This window comes from Actinocrinis sp. (assembly GCF_035653575.1).
Lineage (GTDB): Bacteria > Actinomycetota > Actinomycetes > Streptomycetales > Catenulisporaceae > Actinocrinis.
Genome location: NZ_DASRBQ010000111.1, coordinates 1 through 25422, shown reverse-complemented (window position 1 = coordinate 25422; position 25422 = coordinate 1). Strand labels below are relative to the sequence as shown.

Genomic DNA, 25422 nt, shown 5'->3' with positions numbered 1-25422 from the left:
GCTTCTTCATGAGGCACTGGAGGCGGTGCGTCGCTACCGCGACCGCGGTCAGTGAAGCGCTGCGTGCTCGGACGCTGGTGGAGTTGTACCGACCGCGTCGATTGACGGCCGGTGAGGCGAACCAGGGCCGGTGGTTCCGGCGCGGACCGCCGTGCGGCCCGCGCCTTCAGCTGTCAGAACCGGCCGTAGCCCGAGACCGGCATGTACGAGTAGTACTTCGACGACGGGTCGAGCGAACCCCAGACCACCCCGACGTTGGAGTTGCGCGCGTCGATGAACATGCCGTTGCCGACGTACATCGCGATGTGGCTCGGCGGATATCCGTAGAAGTAGATGACGTCGCCTGGCTGGAGGGCCGACTCGGGGATCGAGGTCGCCGCGGCGGCCTGCTCCTCCGACGTGCGCGGTATCGACATGCCGGCGGAGGCGTACGCGGCGTAGATCAGACCGGAGCAGTCAAATGCGCCGGGGCCGGTGTCGCCATACACGTACGGGTCGCCGACCTTCGACTTGACGTAGGCGACCGCTGCTGCCGCCCGGCCGGAGACAGCGGGCAGCGGACCGTTGTAACCGCTGGTCGACCCGCCTCCGGCGGCGATCGTGGCGCGCACCGGGGCGGAGAGCGTCGCGAGCAGCGCCTGCTCCTTGGTGAGCGAGGCGGCGATCTGGGCCTTGTGCGCCGCGGCCTGGCTGCGTACCTGCTGCTCTTCGGCCAGCGCCGCGGTGGCGGCCTTCTTGTCCTGGGCGAGCTGGGCCTTCTCCTGGACGATGCTCTTGAGCAGCATCGCCTCCTGCTGGGCTTGCTGGTCCTGCATCCCGGCCTGGCTCAGGTACTTCTCCGGGCTCGCGTTGAGCGCGAGCTGAAGGGTCGGGGAGATGCCACCGTTGCGGTACTGCGCGGCCGCCTGCAAACCCATCGTGGTCTCGAGGGTGTCGAGCGCCGACTGCTCGCGGGTGATCTGGGCCTGAAGCCCGTCGACCTTCTGCTGAAGCTTGGCGTACTGCTCCTGGGCCGCGTCGTACTGCTGGCCGGCGACTTCGGCCTGCTGGTTGAGCGTCGCGACTTCGGCTTTGACCTGGCTGAGACTCTGCGTCGGTGACGCCTGGCTGGTTCCCGGCATCAGCGCGACGGTGCCTGCGGTCACACCGACCACGGCCGCCGCGGCGGTAGCTCTACCGGTTACCTTCGGGGCGCGATGAGACGCCATAACTCCTTCTTCCGACGGCGCCTACCGGGTTAGCTGACGGGTTCGGGCTGGAAGAAGTCGCCCTACGCCTTGCCCGGCGCGCTCGGCGGTGACCGAACGAGTCTGGCGCGGCGATTCACCCCGGTGGGACTGTGGGTCCCCGGCTCCCGTGGCGACTGCAGGTCTTGATCCGGCCCACTGGGGAGAGGGGCGCGCATCTCGGTCCTGCCGAACGCCTTGGGACTCGGCGCGGAAGCCGGCGGCCGGTGCGGGGGACCGGCAGGCTCGCCGACTTCTGGCCCGTAACCATAGCGAGATGTCGCCCGAATGGCCGCCGCGGGCCTCGGGATTTTGTTTCGTCTTTGCCCGCAGAACCCTGGCGCGACGCCGGCGCGGCGTTCGGCCCTCTCGGCCGCTGCCTGAGCCTCTGCACCTGAAAGTCCGTTTTGCCCGCTCGGTTTCCACGCTAAACCCGGGGCCGCCCGGCGCCGTGACGTAGAGCACATTGGCCCGAGATTTTCACGACATCATGTCGGTAAAATCGGGCCTCGCCCGGAGCGCGCGGCGAGGCTTCGGCGGACCCTGACCCGCCCGCCGCAGCGGATGAGTAACTGCTCTGCTCCACACCGTGTTGTTCGCGCGTTGCCTCGTTCAGCCGCGTGTGTCGGCATTCCGGCGTCATAGCGTTCGCGTTCAGGCATGGCAACGTCTTTTCGGCGCCCGCCGTTCCCACATCTGACGATCCGCAAGATCCGGTACCGGCGCGCGCCGGCACTCCGGCCGCGCCAGTGCCCGCCACCAGCGCCCCGGCCAGGCCGCCGATCCTGTCGGCCGCGCGCTCTAAACTCGGTCCCACGATGAGCAGTTCCTCAGCTTCATACGAAGCCCCCCTCTTCGACCTGCCCAAGCCGCCGCCCGGTGCCGGTCGTGCCGTGGCGCGCACCCGGGCCGAGGCGGCGCTGCCCGCGCTCCCGTCAGCGGCCTTCCCGGTGGAGGGCGACCTCGCGGAGCGCGACTGGCTGCCCGAGCCGCCGCCCGAGGAGGAAGAGGGCGCGGCGCCGCCGCCCGAGGACGTGGAGCACGAGCGCGCCGAGGCCGCGCGCACCTTCGCCCCCGCCAGGCTGCGTTCCGGGCTCGATCCGGAGGCCCTGCTCTCCGGGCTCAACCCGGCCCAGCGCGAGGCGGTCGTGCACACCGGCAGCCCGCTGCTCATCGTCGCCGGCGCCGGATCCGGCAAGACCAGGGTGCTGACTCACCGGATCGCCTACCTGCTGGCCGAGCGCGGGGTGCATCCCGGCGAGATCCTGGCGATCACGTTCACCAACAAGGCAGCCGCCGAGATGAAGGAGCGCGTCGCCGCGCTCGTCGGGCCGCGGGCCAAGATCATGTGGGTCTCCACGTTCCACTCGGCCTGCGTGCGGATCCTGCGCCGCGAGCACACCCACCTCGGTCTGCCCTCGTCCTTCACGATTTACGACGCGGACGACTCGCGCCGGCTGATCACCACGGTGGCCCGCGACCTGGAACTGGACGTGAAGCGGCATCCACCGCGCGGCCTGCTGGCCCAGATCTCCGCGCTCAAGAACGAACTGGTCGACCACGAGAGCGCCAGGGACAAGGCCGCCAGCGAGCAGGAGCGGCTGATCGCCGAGGTCTACGCGAACTACCAGCAGCGGCTGATCGCGGCCAAGGCGCTGGACTTCGACGACCTGATCATGACCACGGTCAACCTGTTCCAGGCGTTCCCTGCGGTCGCCGAGTCCTACCGGCGCCGGTTCCGGCACGTGCTGGTCGATGAGTACCAGGACACCAACCACGCGCAGTACGTGCTGGTGCGCGAGCTGGTCGGCGGAGCGGTGTCGCAGGCTCCGAAGTACACCGTGGACGGGGAGCTGGTCGGCGCCGGACCCGATGACCGTGCGCACGACGCGGCCGGCGAGGTGCCGCCGGCCGAACTGTGCGTGGTCGGCGACGCGGACCAGGCGATCTACGCCTTCCGTGGCGCGACCATCCGCAACATCCTCGAGTTCGAGGCCGACTACCCGAACGCGACCACGATCCTGCTGGAGCAGAACTACCGCTCGACGCAGACGATCCTGGCCGCGGCCAATTCGGTCATCGACCGCAACAAGAGCCGCCGGGCCAAGAACCTGTGGACGGACGCCGGCGACGGCGCGCTGATCACCGGTTATGTCGGCGACAACGAGCATGACGAAGCGGCGTTCGTCGCCAACGAAGTGGACCGGCTTACCGACGAGGGGCTTGCTAAACCGGGCGAGGTGGCGGTTTTCTATCGGACCAACGCCCAGTCCCGAGTCTTCGAGGAGCTGTTCATCCGAGTCGGCCTGCCCTACCGGGTGGTCGGCGGCGTCCGCTTCTACGAGCGCAAGGAGGTCAAGGATGCGCTGGCGTACCTGCGCGCTTTGGCGAACCCGGACGACTCGGTTTCGCTGCGCCGCGTCGTCAACGTACCCAAACGCGGCATCGGCGAGCGCGCTGAGGCGATGCTCGACGCGCTGGCTCAGCGCGAACGGATCTCCTTCGGCGCGGCGATCGACCGCGCAGACGAGGCGTACGGCCTGGCGGCGCGGTCGCTGAACGCGGTCAAGGGCTTCGCGGCGCTGATGGCGGCGCTGCGCGAGCAGATGGCCGAGGGCGCCGGCCCGGCCGCGATGCTGGAGTCGATCCTGGAGCGCACCGGTTACGTGGCCGAGCTGCAGGAGTCCAGCGATCCGCAGGACGAGAGCCGCGTCGAGAACCTGCAGGAACTGGTCGCGGTCGCGCACGAATACGAGCAGACCGATCCGGAGGGCGGGATCACCGGCTTCCTTGAGCGGGTCGCGCTGGTCGCCGACGCGGACCAGATCCCGGACCGCGACAGCGGCGGCGTGGTCACGCTGATGACTTTGCACACCGCGAAGGGCCTGGAGTTCCCGGTCGTGTTTCTGACCGGTCTTGAGGAAGGCGTCTTCCCGCACACCCGCTCGCTCGGCAACGCCAAGGAACTGGAGGAGGAGCGCCGGCTCGCGTACGTCGGCATCACGCGCGCGCGGCAGCGGCTCTACTTCACCCGCGCGGTGATGCGCTCGGCCTGGGGCTCGCCCGCGTACAACCCGCAGTCGCGGTTCCTGTCCGAGGTGCCGGACAAGTTGATCGACTGGAAGCGCACCGCCCCGGAACCGCAGTCCACGTCGTTCGGCACGCTCGCGCCCTCGCTGACGGCAGCGGCGCAGCGCTCGCGGGAGCGGGGCTTCAAGTCGGCCGGCCCCGGCAATCGGGAGCCGATCTCCGTCGCGCCGGGGGACCGGGTGGTGCACGACACGTACGGCCTCGGCACGGTCGTCGCGGTCGAGGGACGCTCCGGCGAGCACGCGACGGTGGACTTCGGCTCCTCCGGCGTGCGCAAGCTGGTGCTCGCGTTCGCTCCACTGCAGAAGCTCTAGCCGCTGCCGCTGCCGGTGTCACTGGTGCCGTACTAGCGCCGGCGGCATACCGCGGCCGGCTCGCTACCTGCCCTGCTCGAGACCCAGGTAGCGCAGCACTGCCAGGACCCTGCGATGGTCGGCCGCGGAGACCGGCAGGTCCAGCTTGGTGAAGATGTTCGCCACGTGCTTCTCCACGGCGCGCTCGGTCACGAACAGCGCCTCGGCGATCGCGCTGTTCGAGCGGCCCTCGGCCATCAGCGCCATCACCTCTCGCTCGCGCGGGCTGAGCACGTCCGCGACCGAGGTGGCCCGGCTCGCGCCGACCAGCTGTGAAACGACCTCCGGGTCGAGCGCGGTACCGCCCGCCGCTACGCGTTCCAAAGCGTCTACGAAGTCCTTCACGTCCAAGACGCGCTCCTTGAGCAGATAGCCGATTCCGGCCGAGCCGCCGGCCAGCAGCCTGCCCGCGTACTGCGTCTCCACGTACTGCGAGAACAGCAACACCGGCAGCTTCGGGTCGCGGCTGCGCAGCTCCAACGCCGCGCGCACGCCCTCGTCGGTATGGGTGGGCGGCATCCTGATGTCGGCGACGACGATGTCGGGCCGGTGCTCGGCGACCGCGAGCTTGAGCGCTTCGCCATCGGCGACCGCCGCGGCGACCTGGTGCCCCTCGTCCTCCAGCAGGCCGATGAGCCCGCCGCGCAGGATCGCGGTGTCCTCGGCGATGACTACGAGCATTGCTATCCCGTCCCGTTCCAACCCGTTGCCGGTTCCGTCACAGCCTGATCGGCAGCTCGATCGTGATCGTGGTCGGGCCGCCCGGCGGGCTGTCCACGTCCAAGTGCCCGTCTACGGTTCGTACCCGCTCGGCCAGTCCGCGCAGCCCGGTGCCCGCGCCGTCCAGCCGCGCGCCGCCCTTGCCGTCATCCGTGGCGATCAGCCGCGTGCGCTCGCCGTCGGACAGCAGCGTGAGCGCGATCGTGGACGCCCCGCTGTGCTTGCCGGCGTTCGTCAGCAGCTCCGCCGCGCTGAAGTACAGCATCGTCTCCACCGAGGCGGGCGGGCGCTGTGGTAGTTCCACGCGCACCGAGGCCGGGATCGGCGAACGCGCCGCCAGCGTGCGCAGCGCGGGTTCGAGCCCTGAATCCAGCGCCGGCGGGTGAATGCCGCGCACCAGTTCCCGCAGCTCGCCGATGATCTCCTTGGCGTCCTGCCGCGACGTGCGCACCAGCTCCGAGACGCGGTCGTACTCCTGCGCCTTGAGCCGGGATTCGGCCCGCCCGAGCTGCATGCCGAGTGCGACCAGGCGGGCCTGCACCCCGTCGTGCAGATCGCGCTCGATCCGGCGAAGCGTGGCCGCGGCCTCGTTGATCGCGTTCGCCCTGGTCTCCTCCAGCTCCCTGATCCGCACCGAACTGGCCGACGGGCCAAGCAGCCGGGGCAGCAGCCAGCGGTCGATGAGCAGCGAGGCGCGGGTGATCCACGGGCAAGCGCACAGCACCAGCGCACCGAACGCCGCCGCCAGCATCGCGCGCGGCCAGGTGTCGAAGTAGAAGCTGCCGAGCTGGAGCGCCGAGCTGTGGCGAACGCCGTACCGATCGGTGACGTGCCCCGGCGTCAGCTTCCAGATCAGCGGATATCCCATGAACGTCAACGCATAGAGCCAAGGCAGGACGCCGAACCCGAACTGCACCAGCCCGAGCGGCAGCCGCAGTGCGAGATACGCGACCGAGCGCCAGGAGACCGGGTCGGCGACGTACCGGCCCAGGAAGCCGAGCAGGCCCGGCCCGCGTGGCTGCCGGGTCGGCTTCGGCACATCCAGCCCTAGCAGCCGATTCGCCGTGCGCCGGCACAGCCCGGCCACCACGCGGTCCAGGGCGAGGAAGAGCGGCAGTATCGGCACCAGGACCACGACAGTCCCGATCGACGCGACGGTCAGCAGCAAGGTCGCCGCGACGGCGGCGAAGCCGAGCATGCCGAGCGGCCAGCCGAGCAGCGCGTACAGCACCTCACGCCAAGTGCGCGCCGCGATGATCTCTCGCAGCGCGCGCTTGGCGATCATTGCCGTTCCTTTCCGGAGGTCCATGGCCGTTGCGAACGTCTTGGTCGGTTCTCAGTGTTGCCGATCAGGGCTCACACGTCGCGCTTCTTGATCGACCAGAAGGAGAGTGCGAGCAGGACAACCGTCCACAGCGCGACGATGCCGAAGCCGGTCCACTGGCTGTACGGCGTGTTGACGGACTCCGTCCGGTCCATGATCAGCTGGCCGGCCCGCTGCGGCATCGCGTAGCTCAGGTGCCGGCCCGCGCTGCCGGGGACGAGCTGGAGCAGGATCGGCACGACCAGGTTCACGCCCAGGGCGACGCTCACCGCCGCCGCGGTGTGCCGCAGCAGGGTGCCGGTGGCCAGCGCGATCAGTGAGGTCATCGCCATCACCCCGCCGAAGCCGAGGATCGCGCGCAGCGTGCCGGGGGTGGAGAGGGTGACGCTCGCGTGCTTATGGACGATCGCGCTGCCGACGAAGAAGCAGGCCCACGCGATCACCTCGGAGAGCACCAGCACCACCGCGGCCAGCACCACGGCCTTGGCCGCGAGCACCGGAGTGCGGCGCGGCGCGGCCAGCACGGTCGCCTTGATCATGCCGGTGGAGAACTCGGAGCTGATCAAGAGGACGCCGAGCACGGTGAGGGCCAGCTCCCCGAGCTGCGCGCCGGGCTGCAGGATCAGTCCGATGGTGTCGTTGCCGAAGCTGGCCTTGTCCTCCGGGCCGAGCGTCGCGTAGTGCGCGGTGAACAGCGAGGTGAGCAGGATCGACATGCCGAGCGAGAAGAACAGCATCGCGCCGAGCGACCACCAGGTGGATCGCAGCGTCTTGAACTTGGTCCACTCGCTGCGCAGCAGATCGGTGAAGCCGGGAGCGTGCGTCGGCCGCGTCGCCGTGGTCGGCGCGATGGTCAGAGTGCTCATGATTTCCCCTCGTGGGTGGGTTCTCGGCCGCCGGGGCGGGCCGAGGCAAGGCCGGGTGATCCGGAGGTGCCGGTTCGGGTTTCGGTCGTGGCTGCTGCTCGCGGCGCGCATCGCGCGGTCCCCTGCCTCCGCGCGAGTCGCGCCGCATGGCGGCGGGTCAGCGGGCGGCGTACTCCACGGCGTTCGCGGTCAGCCGCATGAACGCCTCTTCGAGCAGCGCCGGCTTCGCGACGTCCGGAGTCGCCGCGTAAACCGCCGGATCGGTGTGCCGCCGGATGAATTCGGCCGTGGAGCAGTCCGCCAGCAGCCGGCCGCGGCCGATCACCAGCAGGTGGTCCGCGGTGACCGCCATCTCGTTCATCAGGTGCGAGGAGACCAGCACCGCACGGCCCTCGGCGGCCAGCCGCTTCATCAGATTCCTGATCCAGAGGATGCCCTCCGGGTCGAGCCCGTTCACCGGCTCGTCGAGCACGATGGTGCGCGGGTCGCCCAGCAGCGCCGCCGCGATCCCGAGCCGCTGAGCCATGCCGAGCGAATAGCCCCCGGCTCGCCGCCGCGCCGCATCGCGCAGCCCGACCAAGTCGATCACCTCGTCGACCCGCCGGGCCGGCAGGGCCTGCGACTGCGCCAGGCACAGCAGGTGGTTGCGCGCGGTGCGGCCCTTGTGAAAGGCCTTGGCCTCAAGCAGCGCCCCCACCTGGGTCAGCGGGATCCGCAGCGAGGCGTACGGGCGGCCGTTGATCAGCGCCCTTCCGGAGTCCGGCCGCTCAAGCCCCAGCAGCAGCCGCATCGTGGTCGACTTGCCGGCCCCGTTCGGCCCCAGGAAGCCGGTCACCTTGCCCGGCGCGACGGTGAAACTCAGACCGTCCACGGCGGCCTTGCCGCCGTATCGCTTGGTCAATCCCTGCGCTTCGATCGCGTATGTCGAGGTCATGCCCCAACTCTCCCGGCCGGCGAGCACCCCCCGCGAGGGAGCGGTCACCCGTTCCTGAGGTGGTGCTGGCACGAACCCGGCCGCTGTAGCGCGGGTGGTGGGAGTCACAACGCGGCTTTTAGCGGCCTCCGCTACCCTTCGAAGGAGACTGTCCGCAGGCGATGACGCAGCAGGGAGTGCCCAATGAGCGAGTCCGGACCGATCCGCGTGGTGATCGCGAAGCCGGGTCTTGACGGCCACGACCGCGGGGCGAAGGTCGTGGCGCGGGCGCTGCGCGACGCCGGGATCGAGGTCGTCTACACCGGCCTGCACCAGATGCCGGAGCAGATCGTGGCGACCGCGATCCAGGAGGACGCGGACGGCGTCGGGCTCTCCATCCTCTCCGGCGCGCATATGACGCTGTGCCCCAAGGTGGTCGAGCTGCTGCGCGAGCGGGACGCGGCCGACATCAAGGTCTTCGTCGGCGGGATCATCCCGGACGCCGACATCCAGCCGTTGCTGGACGCCGGGGTCGCCGCGGTGTTCACCCCGGGCACGCCGACGCAGTCGATCGTGGACTGGGTGAACGCACAGCTCGGCCCGGCGGTCGCAACCGCGTCCTGAGTGCTGAATCCTGAGCTGGCCCGCATTCTGGGGCCGCGGCGGCGGCTCAGCTGCCTTAACCGGTGCCGGTCAGTCCGCACTGGGCCAGGATCATCGCCAGCGTGCCGGTGACCTCGACCGGGACGAAACGCAGCGGGCCGTCGTGCTCCTGCGCGCTCACCGTGATCCGGACCGGCGGCGGATCGTCGGTGACCGCCACGAAGTTGTTGCCCGAGAAACACTTGCCGGGAACGGCCACGTACACGTTCACCTCGCCGCCAGGCGGTACCGACGCGGGCGCGATATACAGCGGCGGCGCGGCCGAAGTGCGCGCGAACGCCGCGTCGATGACGTCGACCGTCGTCGTGCCGTCATTGCGCAGCAGTACCAGCACGCCACCGGAGCCGGGTACCTCGTCGTAGCTCGACATGTCCACCGGCTCGGTGGCCTGGCGCAGCAGGATCGGGGCCGGCTGCGGCTTGTCCACGAAGCGGTACGCGCCGTACGCGCCGAACGCGAAGCCCGCGACGGCCACAATCACGGCGACCACGCCGGTGTGCTGGCGCAGCCGGGCCGCGGTACCGAATTCGCTACTTGAGATGACCATTGCCGCCGCCGCTGATCCCGGGTAGTTCGGGCAGTCCGCAGTACTGGTTGATCACCGCCGGATCGTAGAGGGCGAGACTCTGGTCGCTCTCGCGCGCCTGGGGATTGGACGGGCCGTCGCGGGCGTCGGTGAAGGCCAGAGCGTCGTACGCGTATCCCGCCTGGACCGCCTCGCGCGCGACATTGCAGTTCTGAACGCTGACGAAGAGTTCGATGCGGGCCGAGCCGCGGGCCGGCACCGTCACCGGCAGCGGATTGGACAGCTGCACGTCCAGGCCCGCGCCGGACATCCAGCTCGCGCGCAGGTTCAGCGGTATGGCGGCCAGCAGCGGGAACGGCGCGCGGTTGGTGACGTCGACGTCATAGAGGTAGTCGCCGGGGAAGAGCATCGGCAGCGTGGACGCCTTGGTTGCCGTGACGACCTGCGGGCCGGGCATCGCCGCGCACACGGTCACCTCTTCGACGTCGCTGAAGCGGTCGACCATCAGCGATTGCACGCGCGTGTGCCCGTCCGCCGTGCGGAGCGTGAGCCGGGCGACCGTGGCGACTGGATCCACCGAAGGCAAATCGCCGCAGACGAAGTGCGCGACGCCGCGCAGCGCGGTGACGGCGCCAGGAGCCGTCGGAGCGCCGGAGCTTACCGGCGTCAGTGTCGCGGTACCGAACTGCGGGGCGGTGATCTGAGCGCCGAGCAGCGCGACCGAATCAGGGCTGTCATTGATCACATTGAGGGTCACGTGCTGGTCGAAGGTGTTGGTCCACGGTGTCGCGAGCAACTGCCGCACGTCGCTCGGCGCGGGAGCGAGCGGCTCGATGACGAACGGATCGATCGGTGCCAAGTGCAGGCGGACGATCGCGCGGTCCCGTGCCGCGGACCTGCCTTCCAGGAATCCGGCCGTGGACGCGGCGCCAAGTGCGAGCGCGGCCAAGGCGATACCCGCTTGCACGAACAGCGGATTTCCCGTGGAAAGGCCCGCGTTCCAGCGCCGGCCGACACGCTCGTGCAGCGGTGGCGCCTCGCGGGCGGGGGACCACACGCCGCCTTGGGTGTCGTCGTAGTCGAACTCGATCTCGAGGCCCAAACCACAGCCCTCCCGGCGGCAGGTCGCACCCCGAGTCTAGCCCTTGGTACCTGTGCGGTCAGCTGTCGCACGGCGCCCTGTAACAGTCGTTCCCGCCTCTGTCGGCGCGATCGAATAGTGTCTCGTCCATGGCAGGAACGATCAACCCCGCCGCGGCGCAGCGCTGGTCGGCCGACCGGGTGCACGCGCTGGCCCCGGACGCGTCGTCGCAGCGTGCGGGCGCGAAACTGGCCGCACCTGGGCCGTGGCGCGACTGTGGCGCGCAAAGCGCGGTGGGCCTGCTGTGGGGGGACTGCAAGGGCAGCGGCGCGAAGCCGTATCAGGTCACTGTCGAGCTCTCCGCAGACCAGGGGACGCCCGGCTACGCCTGCTCCTGCCCCTCGCGCAAGTTCCCGTGCAAACACGCGCTCGGCCTGATGCTGCTCTGGTCCGCGGGCGGGGTGCCGGAAGCCGAGGAGCCGCCGCAGCGCGTGCGCGACTGGCTGGACGCGCGCCGCGAGCGGGCCGAGCGCAGCGAGGCGCGCAAAGCCGCGGCCGCGCAACGAGCCGCGAGGGAGGGGGACGACGCGGATCCGGCGGCCGCTCGCAAGGCGGCTGAAGCGGCCGAACGCCGCGCCGCGCAACGCATTCAGCGGATCGACGCAGGGCTCGATGACCTGGAACTGTGGCTGTGCGACCAGGTGCGCTCGGGGCTGACCGGGCTGCGCGCCGCCGGATACCGGCCGATCGACGACCTGGCCCGGCGCCTGATCGACGCCCAGGCGGGCGCCCTGGCCACGCGGGTACGGGAACTGACTCACTGCCTGAACTCGCCGGAGGACTGGCCGGAGCGCACCCTGGCCGAGTTCTCCCTGCTGCACCTGCTCATCCAGGGCTGGCGCCACCGCGACGCGCTGCCCGCGCCGCTCGCCGCGACTGTGCGCCGCCGGATCGGGCTGACCATGGCCGCCGCGGAGGTCGCGGAGGTCGGCGAGCACGCCTCCGGGCGCTGGCTGGTCCTCGGCTGCCGGGACCTGGCCGCGGACAAGCTGGTCGAGCGCCGGGTCTGGTTGCAACGCGAGACGGACGGCCGGATCGCCATGCTGCTGGCATTCGCCCCGCCGGGCCAAGCATTCGGCATCGCGTTGCCCGCCGGCGCCGTCGTCGAGGCGGAACTGGCGTTCGCACCGGACGCGGTACCGCTGCGCGCGGTCCTGGTGGAGCACACGGTGGTCGAGCACACGGTGGTCGAACACACCGTGCCAAATCAGGACACTAAGCCGAACCAGGAAGCTGAGTCAGGCGGCGAAGGCCCGCAGGGCGGAACGCTGGACGAGGCCGCCGCCGGCTTCGCGGCCGCGCTCGCCGCCGATCCGTGGACCGCCGCGGTACCGGTCGTGCTCGACGCCGCGGTGCCGCTGGTCGGCCCGAAGCCGGAGGCGTGGCAGATCGTCGACGCCAAGGGCGGCGGCCGGGTCCCTCTGCTCGCGAGCGCCGACGGCGCGGACCCGACACGTGCCGAACAGCTATGTCAGTCCTTGCTCGCCTGCGGCGGGGCTCATCCGGCACCGCTGTTCGGCCTCTACCGGCCCGCCGGGCTGACCCCGATCACGATCTGGAACAACGGACAGGCGGCGAGCTTGTGGTGACGGATACGCAGCCCGTCGACTGGGCCGAGCTGGTGTCGATCGCACTGGTCGGTACGGATCGGCGGCCGGTGCCGCAGGCCGCGGGCCCCGGCTCGGCAGCGGGCCAGGCATCGCAGGATCCTGCGCTCGTCCTGCTCTCCCAGGCCGCACTCAGCGCCCTGGCCTGGCGTGTCGGACGGCCGCCGGAACGTTTCGAGGGTACGCTGCCGGCTCCCGCGCCCGCGGACCCGCGGCCGCCGCTGCCTGAACCGGCCGCCCGCAGGCTGCGCACCATCCTGGAGTCGTACCCCAAGTACCTTCCGGAGTGGCTCGCCGCCGTGCGCGCCGCCGGATACCGGCTGCCCGCCGCGTTCCTGCCGCCGCTGCTCGACCTCGGCCGTACCAACATGCTGATCCGGGTGGACCTCGCTGCCGTGGCCGGCGAACCCGGACGCTGGCTCGTGGCGACCGGCGGCAACTGGAAGTACCTGCTGCGCGAGGCCCGCTCCCAGCTGTGGCCCGAGGACTGGCAGAGCCCTGATCCAGACGACCGCATCGCGTACGTCGCAGGGCTCTACCTCACCGACGCCGACGCGGCCCGCCGGCTGATCCGGGAGACCTGGGCCGGCGAGCGCGTGCCGGTCAAACTCGGCCTGCTCGCGCTGCTCTCCCGCTACCCGGACCAAGAGGACCTGCCGTTCGTGCAGACCCTCATCCGGGACGCCTCCAAGCAGGTGCGCGACGAGGCCACGCTGCTAGCCGGCAGCCTGGAACGCAAACGCGACAAGCCGCAGCCGCCGGACTTCACCGCCGAGGTGGCCCGGCTGCTGGCCGGCGCCCGGGGCATCGGCCGGGACCTGCACAACTTCGTGATGACCCGCACCGGCGAGCCCTGGCCGCTGGACGGGGCGCAACTGCTGCTCGACGCGCTCGTCGAGCACGGCCGCCGGGCCGATCAGCCCGCGTGGACCGGCTGGATCGCCGAGCAGCTGCAGGTCGCGCTCGCGGACAACGCCCCAGTCGCGCTGCGCGACCGGGTGGCCGCGCTGGTGGCCGAGCAGGCTGTGGCGACGGCGCCGGGCGGCCCGGGCGTGAACCAGGCCTCCCGCATCGACCTGGTCTCGATGCTTGCCCTGCTGGACTTCCGCCACGACATGCTCGCCGAACTCGCTCCTCCCATCTTCTGAGACAGGCAGGAATCGCCGACGATGACCAACCCGCTGTCCGAACCAGCCGTCCTGCGGCCGCACGCCGAGGACGCCTACGCACACGAACTCGAGGCGCTGGCCAAGGGCGACACCCTGCCGCGCCCGCCGCGCTGGAACCTCTCACCTCGCGCCGTGACGACCTACCTGCTCGGCGGCAGGGCGGCGGACGGCACCGAGATCACGCCCAAGTACATCGGCCCGCGCCGGCTGATCGAGGTGGCTGTGGCCACCCTCGCCACCGACCGCGCGCTGCTGCTGCTCGGCGTGCCAGGCACCGCGAAGAGCTGGGTCTCCGAGCACCTGTCCGCCGCGGTCTGCGGCGACTCGACCCTGCTGGTCCAGGGCACCGCGGGCACCGCGGAGGAGTCGATGCGCTACGGCTGGAACTACGCGCAGCTGCTCGCGCACGGCCCCTCCCGCGACGCGTTGACCGCTTCGCCGCTGATGGCCGCGATGTCCGGCGGGAAGATCGCGCGCATCGAGGAGCTGACCCGCATCCCGGCCGACGTCCAGGACACGCTGATCACCATCCTGTCCGAGAAGACGCTGCCGATCCCGGAACTCGGCGACGAAGTGCAGGCGGTCAAGGGCTTCACCGTCATCGCCACCGCCAACGACCGCGACCGCGGCGTCAACGACCTGTCCTCCGCGCTGCGCCGCCGCTTCAACACCGTCGTTCTGCCGCTGCCGGCCAGCGCCGAGGACGAGGTGCGAATCGTCGCGCGGCGCGTGGCGGAACTCGGCCGCGGCCTCGAGCTGCCCGAGATCCCGGCCGCCGCGGAGGAGATCCGCCGGGTGGTCACCGTGTTCCGCGAGCTGCGCTCCGGGGTGACCGAGGACGGCCGCACCAAGCTCAAGTCGCCCTCGGGCACCCTCTCCCCGGCCGAGGCGATCTCCGTGCTCACCGGCGGCATCGCGCTGGCCGCGCACTTCGGCGACGGCACGCTGCGCCCGCACGACGTGGCCGCCGGCATCCTCGGCGCCGTGGTCAAGGACCCGTCGGCCGACCCGGTGGTCTGGCGCGAGTACCTGGAGACCGTGGTCAGGCCGCGCGACGGATGGTCCTCCTTCTACGAGGCCTGCCGGGAGCTTTCGGCGTGAACCACGGCGCGGCGCAAGTCGTTCTGCTGGGAGTAAGGCACCACGGTCCGGGCTCGGCGCGAGCCGTCGCCGCGGCCCTGTCAGCCTTCGAACCCGACAGGATCCTGATCGAGGGGCCCGGCGACGCCGATCCGCTCATCCCGCTGGTCGGCGCGGACGGCATGGAACCTCCGGTCGCCCTGCTCGCCTACCGGGAGCAGGACCCGAAGGTCTCGGCGTTCTGGCCGTTCGCCGCGTTCTCTCCGGAGTGGACGGCGCTGCAGTACGCCGCCACCCGCGGGATCGAGGCCGGGTTCTGCGATCTGCCCGCCGCGGTCTCGCTGTCCGGCGAGCCGGAGGCGGACGCGGAAGGCGCGGACGGCCCCGACCCGATCGCGCAGCTGGCCGAGGCCGCCGGATACGCCGATCCGGAGGCGTGGTGGGAGGACGTCGTCGAACATCGCGGCGGCCAGTACGGCGAGGACGAGACGGGGCGGCGGGCGACCGGAGGGGAGCCGCTCGCGGCCTTCGACGCCGTCGCCGAGGCCATGGCCGCGGTGCGGGAGCACGCACCGACTCCGCGGCGCGACGCGCTGCGCGAAGCCCACATGCGCATGGTGCTTCGCGCGGCGCTCGCCGACGGCGCGCAGCGTGTCGCAGTGGTCTGCGGCGCCTATCACGTGCCGGCGCTGTCAGGCATCTGCGACGGGTGCGAGACCACGCCGCCGACCGCCGCCGCGGACAAGCGGCTGCTCGCGAGCCTGCCCAAGCAGAGCAAAGCCACCGTGACCAAGCTGACCTGGGTGCCGTGGACGCACAGCCGGCTGTCCTACCACTCCGGCTATGGCGCCGGCATCGGCTCCCCGGGCTGGTATCAGCACCTGTTCGACACCGACGACCACATCGCGGAACGCTGGCTCGCGTCCGTCGCGGAACTGCTGCGCGCCGAGCGGTATCCGGTCTCCTCCGCGCACCTGATCGAGGGGGTGCGGCTCGCCGAGTCCCTGGCCGCGCTGCGCGGCCGGCCCATGCCGGGCCTGGCCGAGCTGACCGAGGCCACGGTCGCGGTGCTGTGCGAGGGCCGGGAGGAGCCGCTGGCGCTGATCGGCCGGGAACTGGTCGTCGGCGAAACGCTCGGCAGCGTCCCGAGCGGCGTGCCGACGGTGCCGCTGGCCGCCGACCTGACCCGCGAGGCCAAGCGGCTGCGGGTGCCCAGGACCGCCGCGCAGAAGCAGTACAACCTCGACCTGCGCAACGCCACCGACCTTGACCGCTCGAAGCTCTTCCACCGCCTCGGGCTGCTCGGCATCGACTGGGCCGTCGCCGTCGGCTCGCGCGGTTCCGGCACCTTCCGCGAGTCCTGGGACGTCACCTGGGAGCCGCTGTTCGAGGTGCGTCTGGTCGAGGCCGCGGTCTGGGGCACCACGGTGCTGGCCGCCGCGACCGCGAAGGTGCTCGACACCGCGGCGCAGACCGAGGCGCTCGGTTCGCTCACGGTCCTGGTGCAGCGCGCGCTGACCGCCGATCTGCCCGACGCAGTTGATCCGCTGATCGCCCAGGTACAGAACCGCGCCGCGCTCGACACCGACATCGGCGACCTGGCCACGGCGCTGCCGCCGCTTGCCAACATCCTGCGATACGGCGACGTGCGCGGCACCCGCGCGGACGGACTGCACACGGTCGTGCGCGGTATCGCGGTACGCATCGCGATCGGCCTGCCGCCGGCCTGCGTCAACGTGGACGACGACGCGGCGCGCGCCCTCGCCCCCGCCCTCGGCAAGGTACACGCCGCGATTCAGACCCTTGACGAGGACGCGATCCGCGAGCCCTGGGTGCAGGCGCTGCGTCAGGTGGCCGACCTCGGCGGTTCCGGCGCGCACGGCCTGCTGGTCGGCCGCGCCACCCGGCTGCTGAGCGACGCAGGGCTCTTCCACGCCGAGGACGTGGCCGCCCGCATGGCCAAGGCGCTCTCCCGCGGCACCGAACCCGCGGACGCGGCCGGCTGGCTCGAGGGCTTCCTGGCCGGGTCAGGCCTCGTACTCGCGCACGACAAGACGCTGCTCCGGCTGATCGACGACTGGCTCGCCGAACTCGACCCGGACCGCTTCGAACAGGTGCTCCCGCTGCTGCGCCGCACCTTCTCCACCTTCAGCACGCCCGAGCAGCGCACCATCGGCGAACGCGCCGCCCAGCTCGGCCGCGCGGACCGCAGCACGCCGGACGCGCCGGCCGCCACGCTGCCGACCGGTATCGCCGCGGACTGGTTCGCGGCGGCGCTGCCGACCGTCCGACTGCTGCTGACCGGGCAGAACCCCGACACCGAAGCCTCCGCGCCCGCCACCCCGCCGTCGCCCGACAAGAGCTTGGAGCCCGCGCCGTGACCACCGCTGCCGATTCGAACGCCGCCGAGACCGAGCGGCTGCGCCGCTGGCGGCTCGTGCTCGGCGGCGAGGCCGAGGGCTCCTGCGGCGAGCTCGGGGGCCGCGACCAGCGCATGGACAATGCCCTCGACGCGCTCTACGCCGCCGCCAACGGCAAGACCGCGCCGCGTGGCCGCCCCGACACCCGCGGGCAGCGCAGCGCCGGGCTGCAAGCCTCCGCCCCGAACGTCGCGCGCTGGCTCGGCGATATCCGCGAGTTCTTCCCCAGCTCCGTCGTCCAGGTCATGCAGCGCGACGCGGTCGACCGGCTGAACCTGCGTCAGCTGCTGCTCGAACCCGAACTGCTGAGTGCCGTGGAACCGGACGTGCACCTTGTCGGCACCCTGCTCTCCCTCAACCGGCTGATGCCCGAGGAGACCAAGCAGACCGCACGGCAGATCGTGCGCACCGTCGTCGAGGAGCTCGAACGCCAGCTCGCCCAAGGTTTCCGGGCCGCCGTCACCGGAGCGCTCAACCGGGCCGCGCGCACCAACCGCCCGCAGCCGCGCGATATCGACTGGAACCGGACGATCCGCGCCAACCTCAAGCACTACCAGCCCACATACCGCACCATCGTCCCCGAGCGGCTCGTCGGTTACGCCCGCGCGGCCAAGACCGTGAAGCGCGACGTGATCCTCGCCATCGACCAGTCCGGTTCGATGGCCGCGTCGGTCGTCTACGCCTCGCTCTTCGGCGCGGTCCTCGCCTCGATGAAGACCCTCAAGACCTCCCTGGTCGCCTTCGACACCGAGGTGGTCGACCTGACGCCGGTGCTCACCGACCCGGTCGACGTGCTGTTCGGCACACAGCTCGGCGGCGGCACCGACATCAACAAGGCGATCGCCTACTGCCAGTCGCTGATCACCCGGCCCACCGACTCGATCTTCATCCTCATCTCAGACCTCTACGAAGGCGGCATCCGCGACGAGATGCTGCGCCGGATGGCCGAGATGACCGCGACCGGGGTGCAGTGCATCACCCTGCTGGCGCTCTCCGACGAGGGCGCTCCCGCCTTCGACCAGCGCAACGCCGCCGCACTCGCCGAGCTGGGCGTCCCCGCGTTCGCGTGCACGCCGGACCGCTTCGGCCCGCTGATGGCCGCCGCCATCGAGCGCCGTGACCTCGCGCCATACGCCGCCTCCGGCTGACCGGGCGAACCCCCTTTCGCGGACGTCGGATGCATCGGTACTGTCCCGGTCTATGTCAACGTCACCTCAAGACCCGAGTACCGGCGCATCGGGCGGCTGGTCTCAACCACAAGGCACGCCGCAGGACGCGCCGCCCGGCGCGCCGCAGTTCGGCCAGCCGACCGGCGGTTACCCGCAGCAGGGATACGGGCAGCAGCCGGGTTACCCGCAGCCTGGCTATCCCCAGCAGGGTTATCCGCAACCGGGATACCCGCCGCAGGGCGGCCCCTACAACCAGTACGCGCCCTACGGCGGAGCGCCGGGTTACTACGGTGCGCCCCCTGCGCAGCTGGCGACATGGGGCGCCCGCGTCGGTGCGACTCTCCTCGACGCAGTGATCGTCGGCGTTCCGGTCTTGATCCTCTTCTTCGTCTTCCTCGCCGCGACGAGCACGAGTTCGACCTACGACCCGAACACGGAAACTTACACCGGCGGCGGGATCTCCGCGCTCGGCATCCTGCTCATCGTGCTTCTCTACCTCGGCGCCCTCGCCTTCGAGCTGTGGCAGCTCTACCGGCAGGGCACCACGGGCCAGACCATCGGCAAGAAGGTCGTCGGCATCCGTGTCATTCGCGAAGCCGACGGCCGGTACACCGGCTTCGGCATGGCCATCGTGCGCAGGCTGGCGCACATTGCCGACGGGTTCTGCTACATCGGCTTCCTGTGGCCGCTCTGGGACGCCAAGAACCAGACCTTCGCCGACAAGATGTGCAGCACGATCGTCGTGCAGGGTTAGCCGTACCGCCGAGGGCGCGCATCACGGCGCGCCCTCGGCGTAGCAGTCAGGCCATTCGCGCCTGAAACGCCGTCAGGTCGCGGTACCGCACTCGGGGCAGAACTTCGCCCCCGCCGGCACCGCCTGACCGCAGGAACGGCACTCAGCCGGCCCCGCGAGCTTGTGCCCGCACTCCGGGGCCGCGAGCAAGCACCTCGCCCCGCTCCCGTCCGGCTACCGGACACGCGTGCTGTAGACGCACATCACAGGCGGCCGGTTACGGGCCATTCACCGAACCGGGATAACCTCATAGCAGCTTCCTAGGTAGGCCGGGGACGAGCAGCCGCCCCGAGCCGTCAGTCACTGAGGACGGACGCGCGTGGATCTTTTCGAATACCAGGCGAGGGAACTCTTCGCCAAGCACGGTGTGCCGGTCCTGCCGGCCGAAGTGGCCGAGACGCCGGACGAGGCCGAGGCGGCCGCGGCCAGGCTCGGCGGCAAGGCGGTCGTCAAGGCCCAGGTCAAGACCGGCGGCCGCGGCAAGGCCGGCGGCGTGAAGCTGGCCGCCGACCCCGCCGACGCGCGGGCGAAGGCCGAGCAGATCCTCGGCATGGACATCAAGGGCCACACCGTCCACAAGGTGATGCTCGCGGTGACCGCGGACATCGAGGCCGAGTACTACGTCTCCTTCCTGCTGGACCGCGCCAACCGCACCTTCCTGGCGATGGCCTCGGTCGAGGGCGGCATGGAGATCGAGGAGATCGCGGTCACCAAGCCCGAGGCGCTGGCCAAGGTCCCGGTCGACGCGACCGTGGGCGTGACCCCCGAGAAGGCCCGCGAGATCGTCGCGGCGGCGAACTTCCCCGCTGAGGTCGCCGACCAGGTCGCCGACGTCCTGCAGAGCCTGTGGAAGGTCTTCGTCGCGGAGGACGCGCTCCTGGTCGAGGTCAACCCGCTGGTCAAGACCCCGGACGGCAAGATCACCGCGCTGGACGGCAAGGTCAGCCTCGACGCCAACGCCGGGTTCCGCCAGCCGCACCACGCCGAGCTCGAGGACAAGGCCGCGGCCGACCCGCTGGAGGCCAAGGCCAAGGAGAAGCACCTCAACTACGTCAAGCTCGACGGCGAGGTCGGCATCATCGGCAACGGCGCCGGCCTGGTCATGTCCACCCTCGACGTGGTCGCCTACGCCGGGGAGGCGCACGGCGGCGTCAAGCCGGCGAACTTCCTGGACATCGGCGGCGGCGCCTCGGCCGAGGTGATGGCCAACGGCCTGGAGATCATCCTGGGCGACCCGGCGGTCAAGTCCGTGTTCGTCAACGTCTTCGGCGGCATCACCGCCTGCGACGCGGTGGCCAACGGCATCGTGCAGGCCTTCGCGCTGCTCGGCTCGCGCGGCGAGGCCGTGGACAAGCCGCTGGTGGTCCGGCTCGACGGCAACAACGCCGAGCTCGGCCGCAAGATCCTGACCGAGGCCGGGCTGCCCGGACTCGAGCAGGTGGACACCATGGACGGCGCCGCTGCCCGCGCGGCCGAGCTCGCCGCGGCGAAGTAGGGGAGTGACGAGAATGGCTATCTTCCTCGACGAGAACTCGAAGATCATCGTCCAGGGCATGACCGGCTCCGAGGGCATGAAGCACACCCGGCGCATGCTCGCCTCCGGCTCGAAGATCGTCGGCGGGGTCAACCCGCGCAAGGCCGGCGAGAAGGTCGAGATCGACGGCACCCAGATCCCCGTGTTCGGCACCGTCGCCGAGGCGATGAAGGAGACCGGCGCCGACGTCTCGGTCATCTTCGTGCCGCCGGCCTTCGCCAAGGGCGCGGTCATCGAGGCCATCGACGCCGGCATCCCGCTGGCCGTGGTCATCACCGAGGGCATCCCGGTGCACGACTCCACCGAGTTCTGGGCCTACGCGCAGGGCAAGGGAACCCGCATCATCGGCCCGAACTGCCCCGGCCTGATCAGCCCCGGGAAGTCGAACGCGGGCATCATCCCGGCCGACATCACCAAGGCCGGCAAGATCGGCCTGGTCTCGAAGTCCGGCACGCTGACCTACCAGATGATGTACGAGCTGCGTGACCTGGGCTTCTCCAGCGCCGTCGGCATCGGCGGCGACCCGGTCATCGGCACCACGCACATCGACGCGCTCCAGGCGTTCCAGGACGACCCGGAGACCGCCGCGATCGTGATGATCGGCGAGATCGGCGGCGACGCCGAGGAGCGGGCCGCGGCGTACATCAAGGAGCACATCACCAAGCCGGTCGTCGGCTACGTCGCGGGCTTCACCGCGCCCGAGGGCAAGACGATGGGCCACGCCGGCGCGATCGTGTCCGGTTCGTCCGGCACCGCGCAAGCCAAGAAGGAGGCGCTGGAGGCCGCGGGCGTGAAGGTCGGCAAGACGCCGTCCGAGACCGCGCGGCTGATGCGCGAGATCGTCGAAGCGCTCTGAGCAGCACGACGGCACGCTCAGCGTGTCGCCGGACGCGGTAACGCCTTGACGCCGTAGCGATCGCGGGCGCGCTCGTCCTTCACTCGGGTGAAGAACGGGCGCGCCTGCGCTGTTCGCGCAAGTCCCGGCGCCCAGCATGGGTGTCATGGCCGACAGCCCGCAGCCGCCAGTCGACTCCCCGGCGCCGCCCGAGACGGTGCCCGAGTCCGGATTGGAACCCGGATCAGAGCCGGAAGACTGCGTATGGCTGGACCTTGATCCCGGCTACGACGACTTCCCGCCCGGCGGGCTGTCCGGTCGCGTCGCCGCGCTCCGGACCGAGGCCGGGCACCTGCTGGAGCACGCCGCGACCGCCGTGGTCGAGCACGCCTCCGAACTCGCGGTCGGCGCCGCGACCGCCGTGGTCATCGCGGCCGGCGGCTGGCTGGTCGCGGCCGCGCTGACGCTCGGCGTGTGGGCGATGGCGGCGCCGACGGGCGGGTCGTACGCGGAGCCGCTGCACGTCGCCGGGCAGCTTTGGCTGGCCGCGCACCACGTGCTGTTGCAGACTCCTGACGGCCCCTTCGGGCTTTCCCCGCTCGGTTTCACCATCCTGCCCGCCGCCTCGCTGCTGCTCGCGGGACGGTACGCGGCGCACCGCTTCGGCGCGGGCCTCTGGGCGCTGGTCGCCGTCGCCGCCTGCTACCCGCTCGCCGCGCTCGCCATCGCCTGGAGCGCCGCCTCGGGTCCGCTGCACGCCGCGGTGGGCGCGGCCGCCGGCTATTCCAGCATCATCGCCTGCTGTGCGTTCGGCGCGGGCTTGCTCAGCGTCCACACCCCGGGCCTTGAGCGATGGGCCGCCACGGCCGTGCGCGCCGGCGCGGCGGCGTTGGCGGTGTTCGCTTGCGGTGCCGCGTTGCTCGCCGCGCTCGCGGTCGGCCTGCGTTTCACCGAGGTGGCGCAGCTCGGTACGACGATCGGACAGGGCACCGCGGGAGACTTCGGCCTGTTCCTGATCGACCTCGCGCTCGTGCCGAACCTAGTGGTCTGGGCGTTGAGCTACCTCGCCGGACCGGGGTTCGCGGTGGGCGCCGGCAGTTCGGTCTCAGTGCGCGGATCAACGCACGGGGCGCTGCCGGGGCTGCCGCTGCTGCAGGCCGTGCCGCATCCCGGTGCCGCCTCGCCGTGGCTCTACCTGGTCTTCGCCGTCCCGCTGCTGGCCGGAGCCGCCGCGGTGCTGATCATCGGCCGCTCGCTGCGCGGGTTCACGGACCGCGCCGCGGCGCTCGGCGCGGCGCTGCCCCCGGTCGGCGCCCTGGCCGCGGCAGCTGCGGTGCTCTCCGGTGGACCAGTCGCCGCGGGCGCCATGGCGGTCGTCGGCCCGACGCCGTGGGAGGTTGGGCTCGCTGTGGTGGCAGAGCTCGGCTCCGTGGCGATCGTCGGATTCGGGTTCTGGTACGTGCTCGACTACTTCCGGGCCAGGCGGCGGCCGCCGCTACTGGGTGCGCACGACGACGGAGCGGGCGATCTTGTCGGACCAGGTCTGCCGCTTGCCGTCCCAGAGCGGCCAGAGCAGGTTGAGGACGCCGGGCAGGAGGCAGGCGATCCAGAACAGCCAGTTGAGGAAGAGGCGCAGGAAGCCGAAGCCGGCTCCGACCGGCTGCCCGTCGGCGAGGCGGGCGAGCCGGATGCCGAGGACCCGCTTGCCGTAGGACTGGCCGCTGCGCCCGGCCCGCACGGCGTTGACGATGGCCCAGATCAGCCCGAGGAAGCTGAGGACGCCGAAGATGACGTCGAGGGTGACGCTGCGGGTGGCGCCGGCGATCCAGCCGGCGACGATGGTGGGCCCGTTGTCGAGGGCGAAGGCGCCGGCGCGTTGCCCCCAGTCGGCGAGCGGGGGCATTCCGACGGGTAGGCCGCTGCCGGGATAGCCGTATCCCTGCTGGTAGACCGGCGGGGGAGGAGCGGCCTGATAGGCGCCGTAGGTGCCGCTTCCGTACTGAGTGCCACCGTACTGAGTGCCACCGTATTGCGTGTCACCGTACGAAGGCTGCTGCTGGCCGTATTGCGGTTGGCCGTACTGGGGCTGGCCATACGGCTGTTGACCGTAGCCGGGCTGATCCTGCGGCTCCTGAGAGGCCTGCTGCGGCGGCGGCTGGTGCTGATAAGGGCTCTGCTGCGCGGCCTCCGGCGCGGTCGGCGCCGCGAAACCGGTCTGCGGCTGCTCGGCCATGCCAGGGATCTGATCCTGCACCGGGCCCTGCGCCGGGTCCTCGATCGGCGGCAGCGGGGGAGGAACCGCCGAGTACGCGGTCGCGCCGACCTCGTCGCTCCGCGGCTGGTTCGGCAGGTCGCGCAGGGCGTCACGGGCCGCGGTGGCCTCCTGCTCGGACGGCTCCGGCTTACGCTCGGGCTGCTGCGGCTGATCCGGTGTGCTGCTCATCCGTTCCTCCTGACGGGTTCTCTGTCTCCATCGTCAGGCTTTGCCGGATCTGCCACATTCTCCAGTGCTCTGAACGGGTATTAACCCAGAAAGCCGAAGCGGTGCAGCTGCCACAGCCAGGATCCGGCCACGAGCGCCGCGCCGCCGAACCACCGCAGCCGGGCGGGCAGCCGGTTCAGCGCCCCGAACGGATCGAAGGCCAGCAGCGGCGCGGCGAGGAACAGCAGCGCGGCGACGACGGTCACCGGGTTCGCCGCGAGAGCCGCGCCCCAATGCCCCGCGCCCGCCTCCATGAACACGGTCGTGGAGCCGCAGAACGGACACGGCACGCCGGTCACGCGCCGCAACGGGCAAAGCGCTCCCGGATCGTGGTTCTGATGCACCCAGGCCGCCGCGACCGACGCCACCGCGACGGCTCCGAACCGCAGCGCGAAGGTCCGCGGACTGCGCCGCAGCGGCGCGAACGCGCTCGCCGCCGCCCCGCCCCGGCCGACGCCGACGGCGGGTTCGGGACCGGCCACGCCGCTCACGGCAACGCGGCCAGCGAGTTCTTGAACTGCTCCTGGCAGACGCTCTGCCCCGCGATCGTGTTCGCCGCGCGCATGCAGTCCGAGTACTGCCGCAGCTGCGGGAAGAAGATCAGCGAATAGGACACGATGGCCAGCGCTATCAGCGAGGAGATGCTGCTCCACACCACTGAGGCGACGGCCTCCGGCGCGCGCTGCGACTTGCGCAGGGCGTCGCGCTGCGCGAACGTCCCGAACCACAGGCCGCCGAGTGACATCGCCAGGCCCGCGCACGCGCCGATCAGCCAGTCCGGGAAGTTGCGGTAGCCGTTGAGCAGGGTGATCAGCGTGCATACCGCGCCGCCGACGGCGAGGCCGCGAGCCCAGCGGGTGCGCAGGCTCAGCGGCGGGCGCTTGGCAGGTTCCTCCCCGCGCGGCTGCTGCGGCTGGCGCGGCGGCTGCGGGGGCCGATAGGGCGAGCGCGGATCGTACTGTGGAGGGCGCTGACCTGGCTGGTTGTACCGGTCGGGGTCGAGCCACGGGGCCGGCTGCTGCGGGCTGCCGTACGGGCCGAGCGCGGGACCGGGGCTCTGGCCGGGCTTGCGCGCCGGACCGTTCGCGGGCACGTTGCCGGGCTGCTGCGGGGCGCCGGGCGCTTGGCCGGCGTCGGCCTGGCCCTGATCGCCCGGCTGACCGGGTTGCCCGTCCTGCGCAGGCTGCCCCGGCTGGCCCGGCTGCTGCTGCGGCGGCCGCATCCCGGGAGCGTGGTTCGGCCAGTTCGCCTGATCCGGCGTGGGGGGCGGCAGCGGCGGCATGGCGGCCGGCGGGAACGGCGGCGGGAAGTTCGGCGGCACCGGCCCGGGTTGGCCGAGGAACCACGGCGCGGGCGCGGGCTGCTGCGCCGACCACTGCGGCACCGGGAGGTTCTGCCCACGCTCTTCTTGCTGGGCGCCGCCCTGCTCTTGTTGGACACCGCCTTGTTGGGCACTGCCTTGTTGGGCACCGCCTTGCTGAGCAGCGTGCTCCTGCCGCTCGGGCGATCCC

The 25422-nt window shown here is 71.4% G+C and carries 20 protein-coding genes, 3 pseudogenes and 1 riboswitch; of the genes and pseudogenes, 12 read left to right on the top strand and 11 right to left on the bottom strand.

Features of this window, described 5'->3' with window-relative positions; translation table 11 throughout:
• Positions 1-173 precede the first annotated feature (173 nt).
• A complete protein-coding gene (locus tag VFA06_RS15515) occupies positions 174-1208 on the bottom strand; it encodes a C40 family peptidase (protein ID WP_324841272.1) in 1035 nt (344 codons plus the stop codon).
• 3 nt (positions 1209-1211) lie between these two features.
• A riboswitch (cyclic di-AMP (ydaO/yuaA leader) is annotated at positions 1212-1378 on the bottom strand.
• A 666-nt stretch (positions 1379-2044) separates the two neighbouring features.
• Between VFA06_RS15515 and pcrA the strand changes: the two genes are divergently transcribed.
• Positions 2045-4630, top strand: a complete 2586-nt coding sequence (gene pcrA / locus VFA06_RS15510; RefSeq protein WP_324841271.1) for a DNA helicase PcrA — start codon at positions 2045-2047, stop codon at positions 4628-4630.
• Between the two features lie 63 nt (positions 4631-4693).
• Here the strand turns inward: pcrA and VFA06_RS15505 are convergent, their stop codons facing one another.
• From VFA06_RS15505 to VFA06_RS15490, 4 genes and pseudogenes are all read right to left on the bottom strand, one after another.
• Positions 4694-5350, bottom strand: a complete 657-nt coding sequence (locus tag VFA06_RS15505; protein ID WP_324841270.1) for a response regulator transcription factor — start codon at positions 5348-5350, stop codon at positions 4694-4696.
• A 37-nt stretch (positions 5351-5387) separates the two neighbouring features.
• Complete coding sequence (locus VFA06_RS15500; protein WP_324841269.1) at positions 5388-6674, bottom strand: sensor histidine kinase; 1287 nt, start codon at positions 6672-6674, stop codon at positions 5388-5390.
• Positions 6675-6745: 71 nt separating this feature from the next.
• Positions 6746-7579 carry an ABC transporter permease subunit gene (locus VFA06_RS15495; RefSeq protein ID WP_324841268.1) on the bottom strand — a complete coding sequence of 278 codons (834 nt, stop codon included), beginning with the start codon at positions 7577-7579 and terminating at the stop codon, positions 6746-6748.
• Between the two features lie 193 nt (positions 7580-7772).
• Positions 7773-8513, bottom strand: a pseudogene (locus VFA06_RS15490) (ABC transporter ATP-binding protein); the annotation flags it as partial.
• Positions 8514-8696: 183 nt separating this feature from the next.
• Here VFA06_RS15490 and VFA06_RS15485 point away from each other — a divergent pair.
• Positions 8697-9116, top strand: a complete 420-nt coding sequence (locus VFA06_RS15485; RefSeq protein ID WP_324841266.1) for a cobalamin B12-binding domain-containing protein — start codon at positions 8697-8699, stop codon at positions 9114-9116.
• 55 nt (positions 9117-9171) lie between these two features.
• Here the strand turns inward: VFA06_RS15485 and VFA06_RS15480 are convergent, their stop codons facing one another.
• Positions 9172-9702 carry a hypothetical protein gene (locus VFA06_RS15480; RefSeq protein WP_324841265.1) on the bottom strand — a complete coding sequence of 177 codons (531 nt, stop codon included), beginning with the start codon at positions 9700-9702 and terminating at the stop codon, positions 9172-9174.
• On the bottom strand, positions 9686-10783 hold the full coding sequence (locus VFA06_RS15475; RefSeq protein WP_324841264.1) for a hypothetical protein: 1098 nt from the start codon (positions 10781-10783) through the stop codon (positions 9686-9688). The genes VFA06_RS15480 and VFA06_RS15475 overlap by 17 nt, the downstream gene beginning before the upstream one ends.
• Positions 10784-10911: 128 nt before the next feature.
• On the opposite strand from VFA06_RS15475, the gene VFA06_RS15470 reads away from it, so the two are divergent.
• From VFA06_RS15470 to VFA06_RS15445, 6 genes are read left to right on the top strand one after another with little or no spacing between them, the layout of a single operon-like run.
• Positions 10912-12411, top strand: a complete 1500-nt coding sequence (locus VFA06_RS15470) for an SWIM zinc finger family protein (protein WP_324841263.1) — start codon at positions 10912-10914, stop codon at positions 12409-12411.
• A complete protein-coding gene (locus VFA06_RS15465) occupies positions 12408-13577 on the top strand; it encodes a DUF5691 domain-containing protein (protein ID WP_324841262.1) in 1170 nt (389 codons plus the stop codon). The genes VFA06_RS15470 and VFA06_RS15465 overlap by 4 nt, the downstream gene beginning before the upstream one ends.
• Before the next feature lie 21 nt (positions 13578-13598).
• Positions 13599-14699 (top strand): AAA family ATPase, encoded by a 1101-nt coding sequence (locus tag VFA06_RS15460; RefSeq protein ID WP_324841261.1) that lies wholly within the window; start codon positions 13599-13601, stop codon positions 14697-14699.
• Positions 14696-17059 carry a DUF5682 family protein gene (locus tag VFA06_RS15455; RefSeq protein ID WP_324841260.1) on the top strand — a complete coding sequence of 788 codons (2364 nt, stop codon included), beginning with the start codon at positions 14696-14698 and terminating at the stop codon, positions 17057-17059. Before VFA06_RS15460 ends, VFA06_RS15455 begins: the two co-directional genes overlap by 4 nt.
• A complete protein-coding gene (locus VFA06_RS15450; RefSeq protein ID WP_324841259.1) occupies positions 17056-18246 on the top strand; it encodes a VWA domain-containing protein in 1191 nt (396 codons plus the stop codon). Before VFA06_RS15455 ends, VFA06_RS15450 begins: the two co-directional genes overlap by 4 nt.
• 52 nt (positions 18247-18298) lie before the next feature.
• A complete protein-coding gene (locus VFA06_RS15445; RefSeq protein ID WP_324841258.1) occupies positions 18299-19021 on the top strand; it encodes an RDD family protein in 723 nt (240 codons plus the stop codon).
• A 72-nt stretch (positions 19022-19093) separates the two neighbouring features.
• On the opposite strand, the gene VFA06_RS15440 is transcribed toward VFA06_RS15445, so the two are convergent.
• Positions 19094-19210 carry a zinc-ribbon domain-containing protein gene (locus tag VFA06_RS15440; protein WP_324841257.1) on the bottom strand — a complete coding sequence of 39 codons (117 nt, stop codon included), beginning with the start codon at positions 19208-19210 and terminating at the stop codon, positions 19094-19096.
• Positions 19211-19379: 169 nt separating this feature from the next.
• Between VFA06_RS15440 and sucC the strand changes: the two genes are divergently transcribed.
• The 3 genes and pseudogenes from sucC to VFA06_RS15425 form a co-directional block, all read left to right on the top strand.
• The gene (gene sucC / locus VFA06_RS15435) at positions 19380-20555 is read left to right on the top strand and encodes an ADP-forming succinate--CoA ligase subunit beta (RefSeq protein ID WP_324841256.1); all 1176 of its coding nucleotides are present in this window, start codon (positions 19380-19382) and stop codon (positions 20553-20555) included.
• A 13-nt stretch (positions 20556-20568) separates the two neighbouring features.
• Positions 20569-21450, top strand: coding sequence for a succinate--CoA ligase subunit alpha (sucD, locus tag VFA06_RS15430; RefSeq protein WP_324841255.1), 882 nt, complete (start codon positions 20569-20571; stop codon positions 21448-21450).
• A 136-nt stretch (positions 21451-21586) separates the two neighbouring features.
• Positions 21587-22858, top strand: a pseudogene (locus VFA06_RS15425) (DUF6350 family protein); the annotation flags it as partial.
• Between the two features lie 66 nt (positions 22859-22924).
• On the opposite strand, the gene VFA06_RS26090 reads toward VFA06_RS15425, so the two are convergent.
• Positions 22925-23332, bottom strand: coding sequence for an RDD family protein (locus tag VFA06_RS26090; protein ID WP_414639902.1), 408 nt, complete (start codon positions 23330-23332; stop codon positions 22925-22927).
• A gap of 126 nt (positions 23333-23458) precedes the next feature.
• Between VFA06_RS26090 and VFA06_RS15420 the strand changes: the two genes are divergently transcribed.
• Positions 23459-23956, top strand: a complete 498-nt coding sequence (locus tag VFA06_RS15420; RefSeq protein ID WP_324841253.1) for a hypothetical protein — start codon at positions 23459-23461, stop codon at positions 23954-23956.
• Here the strand turns inward: VFA06_RS15420 and VFA06_RS15415 are convergent.
• Both VFA06_RS15415 and VFA06_RS15410 read right to left on the bottom strand, forming a co-directional pair.
• Entirely contained in the window at positions 23953-24393 is a 441-nt protein-coding gene (locus tag VFA06_RS15415) for a DUF2752 domain-containing protein (protein ID WP_324841252.1), read from the bottom strand. The genes VFA06_RS15420 and VFA06_RS15415 overlap by 4 nt on opposite strands.
• A gap of 5 nt (positions 24394-24398) precedes the next feature.
• Positions 24399-25422: pseudogene (locus VFA06_RS15410) on the bottom strand (hypothetical protein); the annotation flags it as partial.

What these genes read in the sequence shown, in the direction of transcription:
- VFA06_RS15480 (WP_324841265.1), bottom strand. Translation starts at nt 9,702, where the DNA reads ATGGTCATCTCAAGTAGCGAATTCGGTACCGCGGCCCGGCTGCGCCAG.
- VFA06_RS15445 (WP_324841258.1), top strand. Translation starts at nt 18,299, where the DNA reads ATGTCAACGTCACCTCAAGACCCGAGTACCGGCGCATCGGGCGGCTGG.
- sucD (WP_324841255.1), top strand. Translation starts at nt 20,569, where the DNA reads ATGGCTATCTTCCTCGACGAGAACTCGAAGATCATCGTCCAGGGCATG.
- VFA06_RS15505 (WP_324841270.1), bottom strand. Translation starts at nt 5,350, where the DNA reads ATGCTCGTAGTCATCGCCGAGGACACCGCGATCCTGCGCGGCGGGCTC.
- VFA06_RS15470 (WP_324841263.1), top strand. Translation starts at nt 10,912, where the DNA reads ATGGCAGGAACGATCAACCCCGCCGCGGCGCAGCGCTGGTCGGCCGAC.
- VFA06_RS26090 (WP_414639902.1), bottom strand. Translation starts at nt 23,332, where the DNA reads ATGCCCCCGCTCGCCGACTGGGGGCAACGCGCCGGCGCCTTCGCCCTC.
- VFA06_RS15495 (WP_324841268.1), bottom strand. Translation starts at nt 7,579, where the DNA reads ATGAGCACTCTGACCATCGCGCCGACCACGGCGACGCGGCCGACGCAC.
- VFA06_RS15500 (WP_324841269.1), bottom strand. Translation starts at nt 6,674, where the DNA reads ATGATCGCCAAGCGCGCGCTGCGAGAGATCATCGCGGCGCGCACTTGG.
- VFA06_RS15485 (WP_324841266.1), top strand. Translation starts at nt 8,697, where the DNA reads ATGAGCGAGTCCGGACCGATCCGCGTGGTGATCGCGAAGCCGGGTCTT.
- VFA06_RS15515 (WP_324841272.1), bottom strand. Translation starts at nt 1,208, where the DNA reads ATGGCGTCTCATCGCGCCCCGAAGGTAACCGGTAGAGCTACCGCCGCG.
- pcrA (WP_324841271.1), top strand. Translation starts at nt 2,045, where the DNA reads ATGAGCAGTTCCTCAGCTTCATACGAAGCCCCCCTCTTCGACCTGCCC.
- VFA06_RS15460 (WP_324841261.1), top strand. Translation starts at nt 13,599, where the DNA reads ATGACCAACCCGCTGTCCGAACCAGCCGTCCTGCGGCCGCACGCCGAG.